Below are 17445 nucleotides of genomic sequence, written 5' to 3' on the forward strand. Positions count from 1 at the left end.
TTCGAATGAAAAAGAAAATTGTAGAATATGAAGTTGGTGAACAAGTCGATGTTTTCTTGTTAATTAAAACAGCGACAAAAGGTCTCGCAAGCAATGGCAAGCCGTTTTTAACAGTAATCTTACAAGATCCAAGTGGAGATATTGAAGCGAAGCTATGGGATGTATCACCAGAAGTTGAGAAACAATATGTAGCGGAAACGATCGTTAAAGTAGCTGGAGATATTCTAAACTATAAAGGACGTATTCAATTACGTGTGAAACAAATTCGTGTTGCGAATGAAAATGAAGTAACGGATATCTCGGACTTTGTAGAAAAAGCTCCAATAAAAAAAGAAGATATGGTTGAAAAAATTACGCAATACATATTTGAAATGAGAAATCCGAACATTCAGCGTCTAACAAGACATTTATTAAATAAGCACCAAAACGAATTTTTAGAATATCCAGCAGCGACGAAAAATCATCACGAGTTCGTATCTGGACTAGCTTACCATGTCGTATCAATGTTAGATTTAGCGAAAGCAATTTCTGCACTGTACCCATCTTTAGATAAAGATTTACTTTATGCGGGCGTTATTTTACACGACCTTGGTAAAGTATTTGAGCTATCTGGCCCGATTTCTACGACGTATACGTTAGAAGGAAATTTGCTTGGCCACATTTCAATTATGGTGAACGAAATTGGTAAAGCAGCAGAGGAACTACAAATCGATGCAGAAGAAGTATTAATCCTTCAGCACATCGTGCTTTCCCATCACGGAAAAGCAGAATGGGGTAGCCCAAAACCACCATTAGTAAAAGAAGCAGAAATTCTGCACTACATCGATAACTTAGATGCAAAAATGAACATGATGGACCGCGCATTAGGACGTACAAAACCAGGCGAATACACTGAGCGTGTCTTTGCGCTTGATAATCGTTCGTTCTATAAGCCGACGTTCCATAATTAAGATTGTAAATAGGATGGCCTCATTAAGTGTTAAAAAACTTAATGGGGCTTTTTTTGTATGAATAACATATCGAAAAATATCTTGAATTCGAGATAAATCACTTGCTTTTTAATCACTTGAGTTGTAAAGTGATAGTAACAAAAGGAAATGAGTCATATGAGAAAGGTACAATATGTTCTCTAAATTGCTTTTGTACGAATTATTTTTTAACTATCACTTGACTAGTAAAATGAAATGATTACTTATTATAAATATGTGCTTCGTTGACCAACGAGCAGAAATAAAACCATTAAATATAAATTAAAACTATTGGAGGAATATATAATGAACCAATTAAAAGGAATACACCATGTTACAGCGATTACAAGTAGTGCAGAAAAGAACTATGAATTTTTCACTTATGTGTTAGGAATGCGTTTAGTTAAAAAGACGGTAAACCAAGATGACATTCAAACGTATCATTTATTCTTTGCGGATGATAAGGGTAGTGCAGGAACGGATATGACTTTCTTTGACTTCCCAGGCGTTCCGAAAGGTGTACACGGGACAAATGAAATTTCAAAAACTTCATTCCGAGTTCCAAGTGATGCGGCATTAGCATATTGGGTGAAACGTTTTGATCGTCTTGAAGTGGAACATAAAGGAATTAAAGAGCAATTCGGTAAGAAAACTCTTTCTTTCGTTGACTTTGATGATCAACACTATCAATTAATCTCAGATGAATTGGATAAAGGGGTGGAATCAGGTACACCGTGGCAAAACGGACCAGTTCCATTAGAATACGCAATTACTGGATTAGGACCTGTATTTATTCGTATCGCGAACTTTAGTTATTTCAAAGAAGTACTAGAAAAAGTTCTATTATTTAAAGAGATTGCTCAAGAAGGAGAATTCTACTTGTTTGAAGTAAACGAAGGTGGAAATGGTGCCTCAGTCATTGTAGAACATAATACAGTTCTTCCAGAAGCGCAACAAGGTTTTGGTACAGTGCATCATGCAGCATTCCGCGTAGAGGATCGCGCTGTATTAGAAGAGTGGATTGAGCGACTAAGTCGAGTTGGACTCCCTTCATCTGGTTATGTAAATCGTCACTTCTTTGAGTCATTATACGCAAGAGTTGCGCCGCAAATTTTATTCGAGTTTGCAACAGATGGCCCTGGTTTTATGGGAGATGAGCCATATGAAACGCTTGGAGAGAAATTATCTTTACCTCCGTTCTTAGAGCCAAAGCGTGAAGAAATCGAAAAATTAGTTCGTCCGATTGATACAGTGAGAAGTACTAAGGAATTTATTAAAGAGTAAAAATAGAGATAATAAGTAGAAGAGCAAGTAGTTTTAGCGGATCGCTGGAATTGCTTGCTTTTTTATTTTCTCTTTATAAGTATTTTGCTAAAATGTATGTAAAACTGATGGAGGAATAGAATGACGAAAATTAGTGGGTATACTTGTAGATGCTGCGATACATATCATGAAGAAATTCCAACGAGTTATGGATCATCAGCTCCTGTTTATTATTATGATGCTGAACCTGAAGAGCGAGAAGATAGATTTGAAATGAACGATGATTTATGCGTGATGGATGGAGAACATTTCTTCATTCGAGGGAGTATTGAAATTCCTATCATTGGTACAGATGAACATTTCATATGGGGTGTATGGGTTTCGTTAAGCGAAGCGAATTTTGATAAGGTGAATGAATTCTGGGATAAGCAACAATTATTAGAGCCGATGTTTGGTTGGCTTTCGACAGATTTACCATATGAGTTGGAGACAGTAAGCTTAAAAGCGATGGTCCATCCGAGAGCGGACGGTATTCGCCCTTATATTGAACTGGAACCGACAGACCATCCTCTAGCAGTGGAGTTTAGAGAAGGAATGACGATGGAACGTGTACAAGAAATAGCGGAACAACTTTGTATAAAGTGAAACTATAATCAGTGGGGGTTTTGTTCATCCCCCACTGATTATTAGCCCTCACCAATCGGGCGTTTACGGGCAGCAGGGCTCCCACCTAACTTCTTTGCTTCAGCCGAATTTTGAGGTGGGAGTTTTACTGCCCGACAAATAGCGGGATAAATAACGAGGGTGATGAAAAAGAGTGCTGATGTCTGTTCAGCGCTCTTTTTCATTAGTAAAATAATTGACTTACTTTTAATGCGTAACTATAATGGTTACATAACAACCATCGGTAATAGCGGTGAGTAATATTTTTTTGATATAATTGTAACTACAATGGTTACAATTAAAAAAGAACATAAAACAACCAAAAAATGTAAAAACTTTAAATGGCAACTTAAGAAAGGAGACGGAAATTTTGAAACGGTTTAAGTTTTATATGGTTAGTGGCATTGTACTCGTTTTGTTAATAGTATGTAACTTCGTTGATAAGCCGATTGCGAAGGTTGAAGAAGTGAAAGATACTGTTATGATGAGGTTAAATACGAAAGAGAGTATGGCACAAATTGATGGGCAGACGATTTATTTTAAGCAAATTGGTGAGGGGAAACCGCCTTTACTTATGCTTCACGGGTTTGGTGGTTCTTCAGATGGGTTTAGTGATATTTATCCGGAACTTGCGAGAGATCATACGATTATTGCAGTTGATATTTTAGGATTTGGACGTTCTTCTAAGCCGGTTGATTTTCAGTATTCGTTTCCTGCGCAGGTGAATTTATATTATAAGCTAATGAAGAAGCTCGGATACGATCAATTTGCAGTACTTGGTCATTCGATGGGGGGAGAGATGTCCCTTAATTTAGCGTATCTATATCCGGACGCGGTTACCCATCTCGTTTTAGCGGATTCTACAGGAATTGAGTCTTTCCAGCAAAAAGAAAGTTATGAAGTTCCGCCGCTATCAACGGACTTACAAACTGTAACAGAGATTACGGATTATAATAAAAATGAAGTGAAAAATAGCCGCGATGATAAAGAGCATTATGATCAGCTTACGAAAATGAGAGAACGCCGTATTGCGATGGAAGCTGATAAAATTAAGGTTCCGACTTTAATTTTATGGGGACGACACGATAAGAGCGTTTCTTGGAAAAATGGTGAGCTGTATCATCAGTTATTTGCAAATAGTACGTTTCATATTATTGAAAAAGGATACCACGCGCCGTTCCGTCAAGAGCCAATCGAGTTTATGGAATATGTACAAGCGTTCTTCGCGAAGAATCCACAATGAAAAATTTAAGCATAAATCCACTTCTTTCCTCATAGAGTGAAACTAATAAGGCTTGTCTAAGGAAAGGGATGAACGAAAGTGGAAATTTTACCATGGTGGATTTATCTTGTAATCATTGGGATTGTACTAAGTGGCTACATGGTTTTATATACTTCGAAAAAAGAGCAAGAGATGGATAACGATTTTATCGAAAAAGAAGGCGAAGTTTATATGAAGCGTTTAGAAGAAGAGCGTGAGAAACGTAATCAGGATAGTGATAAAGACTCGGTACTGCTTTAATAAAAACTTGTAAAGAAGAGAAAGGGATTTCTCTTCTTTTTTATATGTTAGTGTGTTGGATACTCCTTTTTAAATTAAGATCGCATCAAGCTTTAGCGGATTGTTAAGGCAGAATCCCTTGTTTCAATAGGCACAGTAACCATTCAAAGCCCAATTCATACACTATGATGGAGGCTTTTTACTTAATAATCCGATGAAAGAGGAGCGTAATGATGAAAAAACGTACTGTTAATGAAGCGGGAGGGAGTATACCACAGCCAATCCGTAGCGATGGAGCTGGTACGATTGATTCTGGACCTCGTAATGTTATGCGGGATATTCAAAATCCGAATATGCTCGTTCCGCCTATTACGGATGCTGGATTAGTCCCTAACTTGAAATTTTCATTCTCAGACACTTCTATGATTTTAAAACACGGTGGGTGGTCTCGGGAGATTACTGCTCGGGAACTTCCGGTTTCGACTACGATTGCTGGGGTAAATATGAGTTTAACGGCCGGAGGAGTACGTGAACTCCATTGGCATAAACAAGCAGAATGGGCATATATGCTTTTAGGAAAGGCACGCATAACTGCCGTTGACCAAGAAGGACGAAATTTCATTGCCGACGTTGGTCCAGGTGATCTTTGGTACTTTCCTCCTGGTATCCCGCATTCCATTCAAGGGATGGAACATTGTGAATTTCTACTCGTTTTCGATGATGGACATTTTTCTGATCTATCTACCCTATCCATCTCCGATTGGTTCGCGCATACTCCAAAAGAGATTCTATCGGCTAATTTTGGAGTACCAGAGAGTGCTTTTAACTCTATTCCTTCAGAGCAGATCTATATTTATCAAGGAGAGGTACCGGGTTCGCTTGAGAGTCAGGAAGTCCAGTCACCTGAAGGAGAAATTCCTTTAACCTTCAAGCACGAATTGTTAAAACAAACACCTATCAAGACCCCTGGTGGTAGTGTCCGAATTGTAGACTCTACTAACTTTCCTATTTCAAAAACAATCGCAGCAGCGCTAGTTGAAATTGAGCCTGGCGGAATGAGAGAACTCCATTGGCATCCGAACAATGATGAGTGGCAATATTATTTGACAGGGCAAGGGAGAATGACTGTGTTTCTTGGGGATGGTGCAGCTCGCACATTTGATTATAGAGCTGGTGATGTCGGATATGTACCGTTTGCTACCGGACACTATATTCAAAACACTGGTACCGAAACATTATGGTTTTTAGAGATGTTCAAAAGTAACCTTTTTGAAGATGTATCGTTAAATCAATGGATGGCACTGACTCCTAAAGAAATAGTGGAAAGTAATGTACATGTTGGCCCGCAATTGATGGATTCTTTACGTAAGCAAAAATGGCCTGTTGTGAAATATCCGGGGTTTTCATATAGTCCGAAAGTAGATGGATAAAAATAAAGATATGCGCTATTCATTCTATAGAAGTATAGGAAGGGATGGCGTTTTTGTTTGTTGATTGTTTTTATTAGAGATTTGAAAGAAATTCCCCACGCTAGCTGTTCTTTTCACCCAAATTGTGTACTATAAAGAATAGGATGATATAAAGAAGGGGACATTTAGAATGGAATTTCATGAGCAAAAGATTTTGCCGGCAGTGAGGCAAATTAAAGATTTGGAAAAGCTATTACATAGTTCGTATGAGTATATTGTTATTTTAGATATTCATGTTGGGCAATTGAAGAGTGTTGTGTCACTCGCGAAGCAGCATAATAAAAAAGTATTTTTACATGTTGATTTAATCCATGGATTACAAAGTGATGGGCATGCGACGGAGTTTTTATGCCAAGAATATAAACCGTACGGGTTATTATCGACAAAGGCGAGCGTAATTATGAAGGCGAAGCAAAAAGGTGTCGTCTCCATTCAACGCATCTTTTTAATTGATTCTAGCGCAATGGAAAAGAGCTGTAATTTGCTAGAAAAGACGAAGCCGGATTATATAGAGGTGCTTCCTGGTGCGTTAACGGGTGTCATTGCTGAGGTGAAAGAGCGTACAGGTGTACCGATTTTAGCAGGTGGTTTTATTCGAACTGTAGAAGACGTTGAAAGAGCGTTAAATGCTGGTGCGACAGCAATTACGACATCGAAAAAAGAATTATGGAAACATTACCAAAAAAAGTGACGAAAATGTGAAAAAATTCTGTTGACACCGCTTTCATTAGAGGTTAACATTATAGACAAGTTAATAAACGTGACGGAGAAAAGAAGAGATCCACATTTTATTGTTTCTATATATATTATAGAAGCATGTAAGCTGTGGATCTTTTTCTTTTGAAAAAAAACGAATGGCCATTCATTTTACCTCTATCACTTTTCGAAAGCATTTAAATTGATTGTGGAGGGATTTTATGTCAGCATTTTTAGGGGAATTAATAGGGACAGCGTTGTTAATCTTACTTGGTGGCGGTGTTTGCGCTGGTGTAAGTTTAAAGAAGTCGTTTGCGAAAGATTCTGGTTGGATTGTAATTACAATGGGCTGGGGCTTAGCGGTTGCTATGGCAGCGTATGCAGTTGGATCAATTAGTGGGGCACATTTGAATCCGGCTTTAACGATAGGACTTGCTTTTAAGGGAGCGTTCCCATGGAGTGACGTACCTATGTATATCGCAGCACAAATGATTGGGGCAATTATCGGGGCAGTTCTCGTATATTTACATTACTTACCACACTGGAAAGAAACAGAAGATCCAGGAACAAAGTTAGGTGTATTTGCAACAGGTCCAGCAATTCCGAACACATTTACAAACCTTTTAAGTGAAATGATTGGAACATTCGTTTTAGTATTTGGTATATTAGCAATTGGAGCAAATAAATTTGCAGATGGTTTAAATCCATTTATCGTAGGTTTCTTAATTGTAAGTATTGGTTTATCATTAGGTGGAACAACAGGATACGCAATCAACCCGGCTCGTGATTTAGGTCCGCGTATTGCACACTTCTTCCTTCCGATTGCAGGAAAGGGCGGTTCAAACTGGAAGTATGCATGGATCCCAGTAGTTGGTCCAATTCTAGGTGGATCACTTGCAGGATTATTCCATCAAGTTGTATTTGAAGGAAAACAAAATTCAGCACTTATTTATGTGATTATTGCAACTGTGATTGTACTAGCAATCTCTTATATGACAAGTAAAAAAAGTGGAACTACTACAAAAAGTAGAAAAGTAGCATAGGGGGAAACCGATATGAAAAAATATATTCTTTCATTAGACCAAGGAACAACAAGCTCACGCGCAATTCTTTTCAATAAAGAAGGAAAAATCGTTCATTCAGCTCAAAAAGAGTTTACGCAACATTTTCCAAAGCCAGGCTGGGTTGAGCATAATGCACAAGAAATTTGGGGATCTATTTTAGCAGTTATCGCAACTTGCTTAAGCGAAGCAGATGTGAAGCCAGAACAAATCGCTGGTATCGGTATTACGAACCAACGTGAAACAGCGGTTGTATGGGATAAAACGACTGGAAAACCAATTTATAACGCAATCGTATGGCAATCTCGTCAAACAGTTGAAATTTGTGATGAGTTAAAAGAAAAAGGTTATAGCGATATGGTTCGCGAAAAAACAGGTCTTTTAATTGATGCATACTTCTCTGGTACGAAAGTAAAATGGATTTTAGATAACGTTGAAGGTGCAAGAGAAAAAGCGGAAAACGGCGAGTTATTATTCGGAACAATTGATACATGGCTTGTATGGAAACTATCTGGTGGTAAAGCGCACGTAACAGACTACTCAAATGCATCACGTACATTAATGTTTAACATTCACGACTTACAGTGGGATGATGAGCTTCTAGACATGTTAACAGTACCAAAGAGCATGCTTCCAGAAGTACGTCAATCATCGGAAATATATGGAGAAACAATTGATTACCACTTCTTCGGTCAAAATGTACCGATTGCAGGTATAGCTGGTGACCAGCAAGCAGCATTATTTGGACAAGCTTGTTTCGGTGAAGGTATGGCGAAGAACACTTACGGAACTGGTTGCTTTATGTTAATGAACACAGGCGAAAAAGCAGTAGCTTCTGAGCATGGCCTATTAACAACAATTGCATGGGGTTTAGATGGTAAAGTGAATTACGCATTAGAAGGAAGTATTTTCGTAGCAGGTTCTGCAATTCAGTGGTTACGTGACGGAATGCGCATGTTTAAAGATGCGAGTGAAAGTGAAGTGTACGCTTCACGCGTTGAATCAACTGAAGGTGTATACATAGTACCAGCATTCGTAGGACTCGGAACACCGTACTGGGATAGTGAAGTACGCGGCGCTATGTTTGGTGTAACGCGCGGTACGACGAAGGAGCATTTCATTCGTGCAACGCTAGAATCGTTAGCATACCAAACGAAAGATGTACTATGCGCGATGGAAGCTGATTCAGGTATTGAACTGAACACATTACGCGTTGACGGGGGAGCAGTTAAGAATAACTTCTTAATGCAGTTCCAAAGCGATATGTTAGACGTTCCTGTAGAGCGTCCGGTGATCAGTGAAACGACAGCTTTAGGTGCAGCATACTTAGCTGGTCTTGCGGTTGGATATTGGAAAAACCAAGACGAAATTAAAGCGCAGTGGAATATGGATAAACGCTTTACACCGGCAATGGAAGCGGAAACAAGCGAAGAGCTATATGCTGGATGGAAAAAGGCAATTGAAGCAACAAAAGCTTTCAAATAATCATAAACAGTGTTATAATGATGACAAGTTAATAATTCGGTAGGAGATTTGGAGAGACCACAACACGCTATAGAGGCGAAATCTATAGCGGAGTTCGTGGTCTCTTTTTTCGTTATCAAAGGGAGGAATTACCATGAAATTTTCAAGTAAACAACGTAAAGACGTATTAAACGGAGTAAATAAACAAGAGTTAGATGTGATCGTAATTGGTGGAGGTATTACTGGTTCTGGTATTGCATTAGATGGGGCAACACGCGGTTTATCAACAATTGTGTTTGAAATGCAGGACTTTGCAGCAGGTACATCAAGTCGTTCAACGAAACTTGTACACGGCGGTTTACGTTATTTAAAACAACTTGAAGTGAAAATGGTAGCAGAGGTGGGGAAAGAGCGTGCGATCGTATATGAGAACGGTCCCCATGTAACAACACCAGAGTGGATGTTACTTCCGTTCCATACAGGCGGCACGTTCGGGTCATTTAGTACATCAATTGGTCTTCGTGTATACGACTTCCTAGCAGGTGTAAAACGAAGCGAGCGCAGAAAGATGTTTAACCGTGAAGAAACGCTAAATAAAGAGCCTCTTGTAAAACAAGAAGGATTAAAAGGCGGCGGTTACTACGTAGAATATCGTACAGATGATGCGCGTCTTACAATTGAAGTAATGAAAGAAGCAATTGAACATGGTGCGAAAGCTGTTAACTACGCAAAAGTAGACAATTTCTTATATAAAGATGGAAAAGTATGCGGTGTACGTGTAATCGATTTACTAGACGGAGAAGTGTACGAAGTTTACGGTAAGAAAATTGTAAACGCAGCCGGTCCTTGGGTAGACACACTTCGTGAAAAAGATAACTCGAAAAAAGGGAAAGTACTTCAATTATCAAAAGGTGTTCACTTAGTAATTGATCAAAAACGTTTCCCATTAGGGCAAGCGATTTACTTTGATACACCAGATAAACGTATGGTGTTTGCGATTCCTCGCGAAGGAAAAACGTACGTAGGTACAACGGATACGTTCTATGATAAAGACGCAGCTGTACCACACATGACAACAGAAGATCGCACATACATCATTAATGCGATTAACTACATGTTCCCGAGTGTGAAAATTACAGAAAAAGATGTGGAATCAAGCTGGGCTGGTGTACGTCCGTTAATTTACGAAGAAGGTAAAAACGCATCTGAAATTTCTCGTAAAGATGAAATTTGGACTTCTGAATCTGGTTTAATTACAATCGCAGGCGGTAAATTAACAGGATACCGCAAAATGGCTGAAATGGTAGTAGACTACGTAACGAATCTATTACAAAAAGAAGGTCATAGCGCATATCCGAAGAGCGATACGAAACATATGCCAATCTCTGGTGGTCATGTAAGTGGTTCACACGGATTCTCGGCATTTATCGCGAAAAATGCAGGCGAAGGTACAAAATACGGTTTAACGACAGCGCAAGCGGAAGAATTCGCGAAATTCTACGGCTCTAACGTTGACGTACTGTTCGATTTAGCGAAAAAACATAAAGAAGAAGCGAAAGAATACAACATGCCGCTAGACGTTCTAATCCCGCTTGTATACGCAATGGATTACGAAATGACAGCGAAACCAGTTGACTTCTTCGTACGCCGCAGAGGCGCTGTATTCTTCAACATCCACTGGGTATACGAGTGGAAAGAAGCAGTAATCAACTACATGGCTGCGAAACTTGGCTGGAGCAAAGAAGAGCAAATGAAATACACAGCTGAACTAGAAAAAGCGTTAAGAGACGCTGTAATTCCTGTAGATCAACAAGAGCAGGCAGCTGCGTTAGCGTAAAATAGAGAACCACCTGAAGGGGAGCCTTTAGGTGGTTTTTTGTTTTATTATGAATGCGCTAAAATTTTGACTATAAGTGAATATAAAGTGTTGTATCATAATAAAAGGTTTACTCTTAGTAAAGAAAAATTAAGGTTTAAAAAAACGGTACGGACATTGCCAACCGTTTTTTTTATGGATTTATAAAACTTTTCCATAGAGTGCGTCGTCTAATATATGGGAAGGAGGAAATGATGTGGATGAATTAACGGTAGAAGCGTTTGAAATAGAAGATAAGGAGGACCTTATCGACGAAATAATGAACAAGTATGGACAAGAAGTCTTACAGCTTGTGTACTCATATGTGAATAATAAAGAAGTTGCGGAGGATTTAACGCAAGATATATTTGTGAAATGCTATAAATCTCTTCATACATATAAAGGGAATTCGAACTTAAAAACATGGTTATGGAGAATCGCAATTAATCATTGTAAGGATTATATAAAAAGTTGGTATAACAAAAAGGTAATCGTTACAGAGGATGAATTTGCTTATATTGAGGTTCAACATGATAGTGTCGAGCAAACAGTTATTCAAAATGCAGAGGATAGTAGGCTTGCTTCTGCAGTAATGAATTTACCGATAAAATATCGAGAAGTGATTTATCTATTTTATTATGAAGAATTATCAATTAAAGAGATTGCGATTGTAATAGAAGTGAAGGAAAATACGATAAAAACTAGACTGAAAAAAGCGAAGGAGCTTTTGAAGAAAGGATTGGAGGAATAATCAAATGGAAGATCGATTAAAAGGCTTGCGAAAATCAATGGAGAACACAACTTTTAAACATTTGAGTTTTTCTGATCAGCATCGAAAGCGGGTACGTGAAAAAATCAATCAATCACACGAAAATGAAGAAGACATCTCTTTAGCGGTTTTACAACTTCTTATGAATGAAAAAACAGGGTACGAACTGGGGCAGCTATTGCGAGGGAGAGGAATTCAAAAATTCGAAGGAAATGAAGGTTTTTTATACACTTTATTACACCGCTTGGAACAGAATCGTTTTATCCAATCAAGTTGGGATCATGCAGGGGCGAAATATTATCAATTAAATGATAAAGGAAGAAAGATGCTACGAAAGGCAGAGAAAGATTCTACAAAGGCACGGTTTATATTAAAAGGCTTAGTACAGGAGTGAGGCGGAATTGAATAAAAAAGGGGAGCGTTTTTTAAGCGAAGTTACCAATCATATTAAATCAAAAGAAGCAAAGAGCTTTGTGGCTACTGAACTAGATTTTCACTTGAAGCAAGCGGAAAATATGTGGATGGATAAAGGGTTAAGTAAGGAAGTTGCTGAAGACAAAGCTGTTGAACAAATGGGAAGTCCAATTAAACTTGGCCGGGAACTTAACAAACTTCATAAGCCAAAGGTTGAGTGGTTTCTAATTATTTTATTAGTGACTGCTATGGGGTTAGGTTTTCTGCCAGTTATAGCTTTTGGACATACGAATGATTTACTAATGAATAAGATAATATTTGTTATTCTTGGCGTTGCAGCAGCTCTTGGGATGATGCTGATTGATTATCGGAAGTTAGAAAGACTCGGATGGTTGTTTTACACAATCGGAGTACTTATCCTGTTAATGCTATACTGTTTTCCGAACGCTTCGATGGCTGGCGAACCGTTAATAAAAATTGGTCCCATTGCAATTGACTGCTTAATGGCAGTGCCGTTCTTTTTTCTAGCTTGGGCTTCTTTTTTCAATAACGGTAGGTTAAAGGTTATACATCTCGTGGTTTTGTATTTATTTTCTTTGTATTTATTCTTCATTGTATCAACTCTTTCAACAATTTTTATTTATATCACGATGATATTTGTTATGCTTTGGTGGAGTAAGTTAGGAAAGAAAAAAGCATTGATTATTACAATTGTACCAATTTGTTTATTGAGTATAAGAGTATTTTTTTCCTGGTCCGCATTAAAAGGATATCATTTGGATAGATTTTTAGGTTATTTAAATCCAGAGCGTGATGCAGGGGGCGCAGGGTTTATGTATGTACGTTTAAAAGAGGTAATGTCGTCAGCGGGTTGGTTTGGTACATCTGGAGATACAAAGTTTATCCCTGCTCCAGATACTGATTTTGTGTTTGCAAGTTTGACTTATTATTATGGATATGTGCTTGCGCTAATTCTTGTCTTCGTTCTTTCTCTTTTTGTAGCAAGGATAATGGTCATATCTTATAAAATAAATGATCGGTATGGTAAATTGCTTCTCGTTGGAGGAATGACCCTTTTCGTAGTCCAGTTCATTTATAACGTTGGAATGATCCTAGGTTTATTACCGATTGCTGCTATATCCTTGCCTTTTATTAGTTATGGATTAACACCAACTGTATTTCATGCGCTTTTAATGGGGATCGTGCTGAGTGTATATCGGCGTAAAGATATGTCAGTGAGAATGCAAAAGACACCTTGATACTTATATAAGTTGTATATAAAAGAATTCATTATTATGATCAAGTATAAACGTAAATAGATAGTAGTGGAGGGTTATGACAAATAACCCTCTTGTTGTATTTAAATAAGTGAACTAGCCTCAATAGAAATACATAATTCAGAACGAGAGATTGATTCAGCTAGTTGTTGTAAATATAAGTATTCTTTCGCATCTTTTTCGGAAGTGTTAGGATCTAATAAAGGTGAAGAAAGAAGTACATCAATTGTAAGTATGTCTGAATCATGAGAAGAGATATTATAGCCCGCAAATACAGGTCGTTTTAAGTCTTTTACTTTTTGAATCATCTTATGGAATTTCGTAACACTTATATTAATTTTGGCTAATGGAAAGCATTTTTGGATAGGGTTCTCGATGGTCTTTCTAATTTTATAATCGTATACGTAATAGTACTTCTCTTGCTGTTCAAGTGATTGTAATTCTTTCGTTAATAAGTGGTATTTGTCTGTAAGTCCAGTTGTGAGTGCATCATTTTCTGCACCAACTAATAAGGTGAAAGGTCTTGATGATGAGATTGAAATGGTGCGGACGTTTAGTTCGGTAAAAGTGGGATTAGATTGTAAAATGGTATGTAATTTTTCGGTAGAAAACTCACCGTCATAAATAGCAATGAAATAATGATTCATCTTTTCACTCCTTAATTTTTTCTAAAATGATATATTCTATTTTTTAGTTGTAAGTCCTGCATAAAAAAGAAACACCTTGATTAATATCAAGGTGTAATAAGTTCAAAACTCTCCGTATCAGCCCCAAGTACAAAAGGACTAACCTCACCAACGCTATAAAGCTGTAACTCATGCATTGCGCGCGTACAAGCAGTGTAGAACAATCTACGAAGGCTTGCATCACTGTACACATCTTTAGAGGCATTGTAAATAATAACAGCATCAAATTCGATACCCTTCGCTAAATAAGCAGGGATAATGACAATGCCTTGCTCATACTCAGCAGAGTTACTTTTCACAAGTTTAATATTCTCGATATGACTGAGTGCTTCGTAGGCAGCGGCACTTTCGGCTGCGGATTTACATATAATTGCGATCGTATTGTGCTGTTGTTCTTGTAGTTCAACAACTTTGGAAGTAATACAATTATGCAGTTCGCTGTAATCAGAAACTTTAGTCACTGTAGGTTTCTCGCCGTCACGTTCAAAGGCGTTAATATTCTTTCCTTCCGGTACGAGATAGCGTGTGAATTCAATAATCGGTTTTGTTGAACGATAGCTACGAGTTAAGTTGATGCCGTTCGTTTCATCAGGTCCGTATAAGCTAGTAAGTGTATTGAAATTCACTGCTTCACTCGCATGAGCAAATATCGCTTGGTTAAAGTCCCCGAGTACCGTCATTTTTGCGGCAGGGAAGAGACGTTTTAAAAACTCGAATTGAAACGGAGAGTAATCTTGCGCTTCGTCGACGAGTACGTGTTTAATCGATCTGTTCGTTTGGAAGCCTTCAATTAATTCTTTTAAAAGTAAAAATGGAGTCGCATCTTCGTAATGTAGCTTTCCTTCATCTAACATGTTCAAAGTTAGTGAACAAATGTCATCCCATTCTTTAGGCTTTTCTCCAGTAACCCATGATGCATCTGTGAAGAGTTGTTTATATATGCCTGTGAAATTGATGAAGCGTAGCATTTGAACGCCTTTACGCAGCGGCTTCAATTTTTTGCGGACAATCATGCGTCCGAGTACTTTCGTTTCTTGTTCATAATCATTAAAGGAATTGTCGTCAAACTCGCCTTTTTTCTGTAAATATTTATAAGCTTTTTGATATTCATCTTTACTAAGTAATTCAATTTCTTCTTCTACCCAAGGCTTTTTCAGTTCTGTTTTTTCAATTGCATCTATTTGTTTATTTAGCCACTCCGTTAACTTCTCGATTCTATTATGGAAGCGGAGGGAGGAATCAGTATTATAAAATTGCTCTGTAATTTCTTTAGCAGAGGCAATCAGTTTTCCTCTAAATTTCATTCCTCTAAATAACATGCCTGAAGATTCAAGAGATTGTCTGTACGTTCTAATCATATCGAAAAATTGAGTAGATGCTTTAAATCGAATGCTCGCATTTCTAGTTTTATAATTTGCGCTATTCGTTTCAGTTAGCATATATTCTAGTTGTTCGTAAGGATCTTCAACGTCAAATGACTTACTGAGTCTATGGTTTAAATATTCTTGGAATGTAACTTGCTGCATATTCTCTTCACCGAGTTCAGGTAGTACGTTAGATACGTAGCTGTTGAACATGGAGTTAGGGGAGAAGAGAATAATTTGATCAGCTTTTAACCATTCGCGATATTTATATAGTAAGTAGGCGATTCGCTGCAGGGCAGCCGACGTTTTACCGCTACCAGCAGCTCCTTGAACGATAAGTAGTCGCCCTTCATCGTGACGGATAATTTCATTTTGCTCGCGCTGGATAGTAGCAACAATACTTTGCATATGTTTGTTTGTTCCTTTTCCAAGCGCTTGTTGCAGGATTTCATCTCCAATTGTGAGGCTCGTATCGAACATAGAATCAATCTCGCCATTTTGAATAATATATTGTAATTTCTTCTCCACATTGCCGCGGATTACGCCTCCTGGTGTGCTGTACTCAGCCGGTCCTGGTGGATAATCGTAGTAAACACTTGAAATTGGTGCGCGCCAATCGTATATAAGAAAATTTTCTCCGCTTGCATCGGTAAGTGTAGCAACGCCGATATAAATTTGCTCTGCGCCAGATTCTCCTTCTTCTTTGAAATCGATTCGTCCGAAGTAAGGTGCTTTATGCATACGGCGTAGTGCGGCAAGTCGATTAAAGGTGTGCTTATGGGTGATTTGTGTTACGGCTAGTGACTGAGCTTGTTGTCTTAAGTTGATAACTGTTTCAAGATAATCGTCAAAAGTATCAGTGTTAACTTTTACATCATCCCAGAAGTGTTTACGAATGTTGATTACTTCTGCCCGGCGTCTGCCAGTGTCACTTTCCAGTTTATCAATTTGCTCCGTAATAGTTTCTATTACGCTATCCAATCGTTTTTGCTCTTGATCAAGTTTTTTGTTCATACGTAAGCACTCCTTTAAAAGTGAAAAATAGAGGTTGACTGAAGATGTGTTTTGGTGTACAATTAAGATACGGATAAATACATTCTCTTGTTTTTTAAGAATGCGTTTCTGTACTAATTTAACATAGTTTTTTAATTTAATCAATGATAATGAGATAAACCTTGGTTCCGTGTGTGATGGAATCGAGGTTTTTTGTGTTGAATGGAGTAAGAGGGGTACGGAAATGATTCTGGGTATTAGGGGCCACTATGGGATTTAAAATGGTGTAGAAATTCATTATGTTAAAAATACTAGAACAGATGAATTTGATGATTTTAAATTTAAAAATTAATTTTTTGTTGATAGGAGCTTGTATATGAAGGTACTGTGTATAAAAAATTCAGGAGATACATTTTCAGAGGGTTTATTAAAACAAGGATATAATCGAGAATCGATTATAAATTTAGAAATCCATAAGGAATATGTGGTTTATGGTATTAGTTCATTGAATGGAGAATTAGACTATTTAATCTTAGGTGAAAATGAAAACTTGCCTTCATGGTACCCAGCCGAATTGTTTGAAGTATCTAATCCTTTACAACCTTTAGAATGGTATTTTGCGGATCATAAAAATAGTAAAGTGACAACAATAGAATATATATGGGGTTATAAAGAATTAGCTTTAAATGATAGACATGCTCTTGGTTTAATGGAAAGAGAGAATAAAGATATGGAAATATTTTTAAAGCGTAAAGCTGAAATTGATGAATTTGATGAATTGTAATAGTAAAGGAACTGATTAACTTATAAAAAACGTAGGAATTAAATATGCCTATGTTTTTTGTACATAACATTTAAATAAACACATATCCACAAATAGCGGGATAAAACTACTACAAAATAAAAAAAAGCTTGGGGCTACCCAAGCTTTTTTTACTTCATTATTTCTTTTCGTCTTTCTTAGCGTCAGCTTTTTTCTCTTCGAAAAGATCTTTCAAATCT

General features: G+C 37.6%; 16 protein-coding genes. 14 read left to right on the plus strand and 2 right to left on the minus strand.

The window, feature by feature from the left end:
* Positions 1–5: 5 nt before the first annotated feature.
* The 13 genes from yhaM to ACFWDE_RS22890 all read left to right on the plus strand — a co-directional run bounded on the left by yhaM (position 6) and on the right by ACFWDE_RS22890 (position 13382).
* Positions 6–950, plus strand: coding sequence for a 3'-5' exoribonuclease YhaM (gene yhaM, locus ACFWDE_RS22830; protein WP_002030183.1), 945 nt, complete (start codon positions 6–8; stop codon positions 948–950).
* A 324-nt stretch (positions 951–1274) separates the two neighbouring features.
* Complete coding sequence (locus ACFWDE_RS22835; protein WP_377894904.1) at positions 1275–2252, plus strand: ring-cleaving dioxygenase; 978 nt, start codon at positions 1275–1277, stop codon at positions 2250–2252.
* A gap of 120 nt (positions 2253–2372) precedes the next feature.
* A complete protein-coding gene (locus ACFWDE_RS22840; protein ID WP_002159023.1) occupies positions 2373–2876 on the plus strand; it encodes a DUF2199 domain-containing protein in 504 nt (167 codons plus the stop codon).
* 388 nt (positions 2877–3264) lie between these two features.
* Positions 3265–4137, plus strand: a complete 873-nt coding sequence (locus ACFWDE_RS22845) for an alpha/beta fold hydrolase (RefSeq protein WP_377894905.1) — start codon at positions 3265–3267, stop codon at positions 4135–4137.
* A gap of 78 nt (positions 4138–4215) precedes the next feature.
* Positions 4216–4416 carry a sporulation YhaL family protein gene (locus ACFWDE_RS22850; protein WP_002064098.1) on the plus strand — a complete coding sequence of 67 codons (201 nt, stop codon included), beginning with the start codon at positions 4216–4218 and terminating at the stop codon, positions 4414–4416.
* Between the two features lie 212 nt (positions 4417–4628).
* Entirely contained in the window at positions 4629–5825 is a 1197-nt protein-coding gene (locus ACFWDE_RS22855; RefSeq protein WP_377894917.1) for an oxalate decarboxylase family bicupin, read from the plus strand.
* Positions 5826–5994: 169 nt separating this feature from the next.
* Entirely contained in the window at positions 5995–6555 is a 561-nt protein-coding gene (glpP, locus tag ACFWDE_RS22860; protein WP_000394293.1) for a glycerol uptake operon antiterminator GlpP, read from the plus strand.
* 226 nt (positions 6556–6781) lie between these two features.
* On the plus strand, positions 6782–7603 hold the full coding sequence (gene glpF / locus ACFWDE_RS22865) for a glycerol uptake facilitator protein GlpF (RefSeq protein WP_144505599.1): 822 nt from the start codon (positions 6782–6784) through the stop codon (positions 7601–7603).
* 12 nt (positions 7604–7615) lie between these two features.
* Positions 7616–9106: a glycerol kinase GlpK gene (glpK, locus tag ACFWDE_RS22870; RefSeq protein WP_002150096.1), complete on the plus strand. Its 1491-nt coding sequence runs from the start codon at positions 7616–7618 to the stop codon at positions 9104–9106.
* A gap of 133 nt (positions 9107–9239) precedes the next feature.
* Positions 9240–10922, plus strand: coding sequence for an aerobic glycerol-3-phosphate dehydrogenase (gene glpD / locus ACFWDE_RS22875; RefSeq protein WP_377894906.1), 1683 nt, complete (start codon positions 9240–9242; stop codon positions 10920–10922).
* A gap of 235 nt (positions 10923–11157) precedes the next feature.
* Positions 11158–11691, plus strand: a complete 534-nt coding sequence (locus ACFWDE_RS22880) for a sigma-70 family RNA polymerase sigma factor (protein WP_002202885.1) — start codon at positions 11158–11160, stop codon at positions 11689–11691.
* Between the two features lie 4 nt (positions 11692–11695).
* On the plus strand, positions 11696–12103 hold the full coding sequence (locus ACFWDE_RS22885) for a PadR family transcriptional regulator (protein WP_377894909.1): 408 nt from the start codon (positions 11696–11698) through the stop codon (positions 12101–12103).
* Positions 12104–12110: 7 nt separating this feature from the next.
* Entirely contained in the window at positions 12111–13382 is a 1272-nt protein-coding gene (locus ACFWDE_RS22890; RefSeq protein WP_377894910.1) for an FtsW/RodA/SpoVE family cell cycle protein, read from the plus strand.
* 101 nt (positions 13383–13483) lie between these two features.
* Here ACFWDE_RS22890 and ACFWDE_RS22895 read toward each other — a convergent pair whose 3' ends face one another.
* Together ACFWDE_RS22895 and helD are read right to left on the minus strand one after the other, a co-directional pair.
* Positions 13484–14047 carry a hypothetical protein gene (locus ACFWDE_RS22895; protein WP_377894911.1) on the minus strand — a complete coding sequence of 188 codons (564 nt, stop codon included), beginning with the start codon at positions 14045–14047 and terminating at the stop codon, positions 13484–13486.
* 86 nt (positions 14048–14133) lie between these two features.
* Positions 14134–16464, minus strand: a complete 2331-nt coding sequence (helD, locus tag ACFWDE_RS22900; protein WP_377894913.1) for an RNA polymerase recycling motor HelD — start codon at positions 16462–16464, stop codon at positions 14134–14136.
* 355 nt (positions 16465–16819) lie between these two features.
* Here helD and ACFWDE_RS22905 point away from each other — a divergent pair, with 355 nt between their 5' ends.
* Entirely contained in the window at positions 16820–17227 is a 408-nt protein-coding gene (locus ACFWDE_RS22905; protein WP_377894914.1) for a hypothetical protein, read from the plus strand.
* The last annotated feature ends 218 nt before the right edge of the window (positions 17228–17445 follow it).

Source organism: Bacillus sp. NPDC060175, from assembly GCF_042728695.1.
Classification (GTDB): domain Bacteria; phylum Bacillota; class Bacilli; order Bacillales; family Bacillaceae_G; genus Bacillus_A.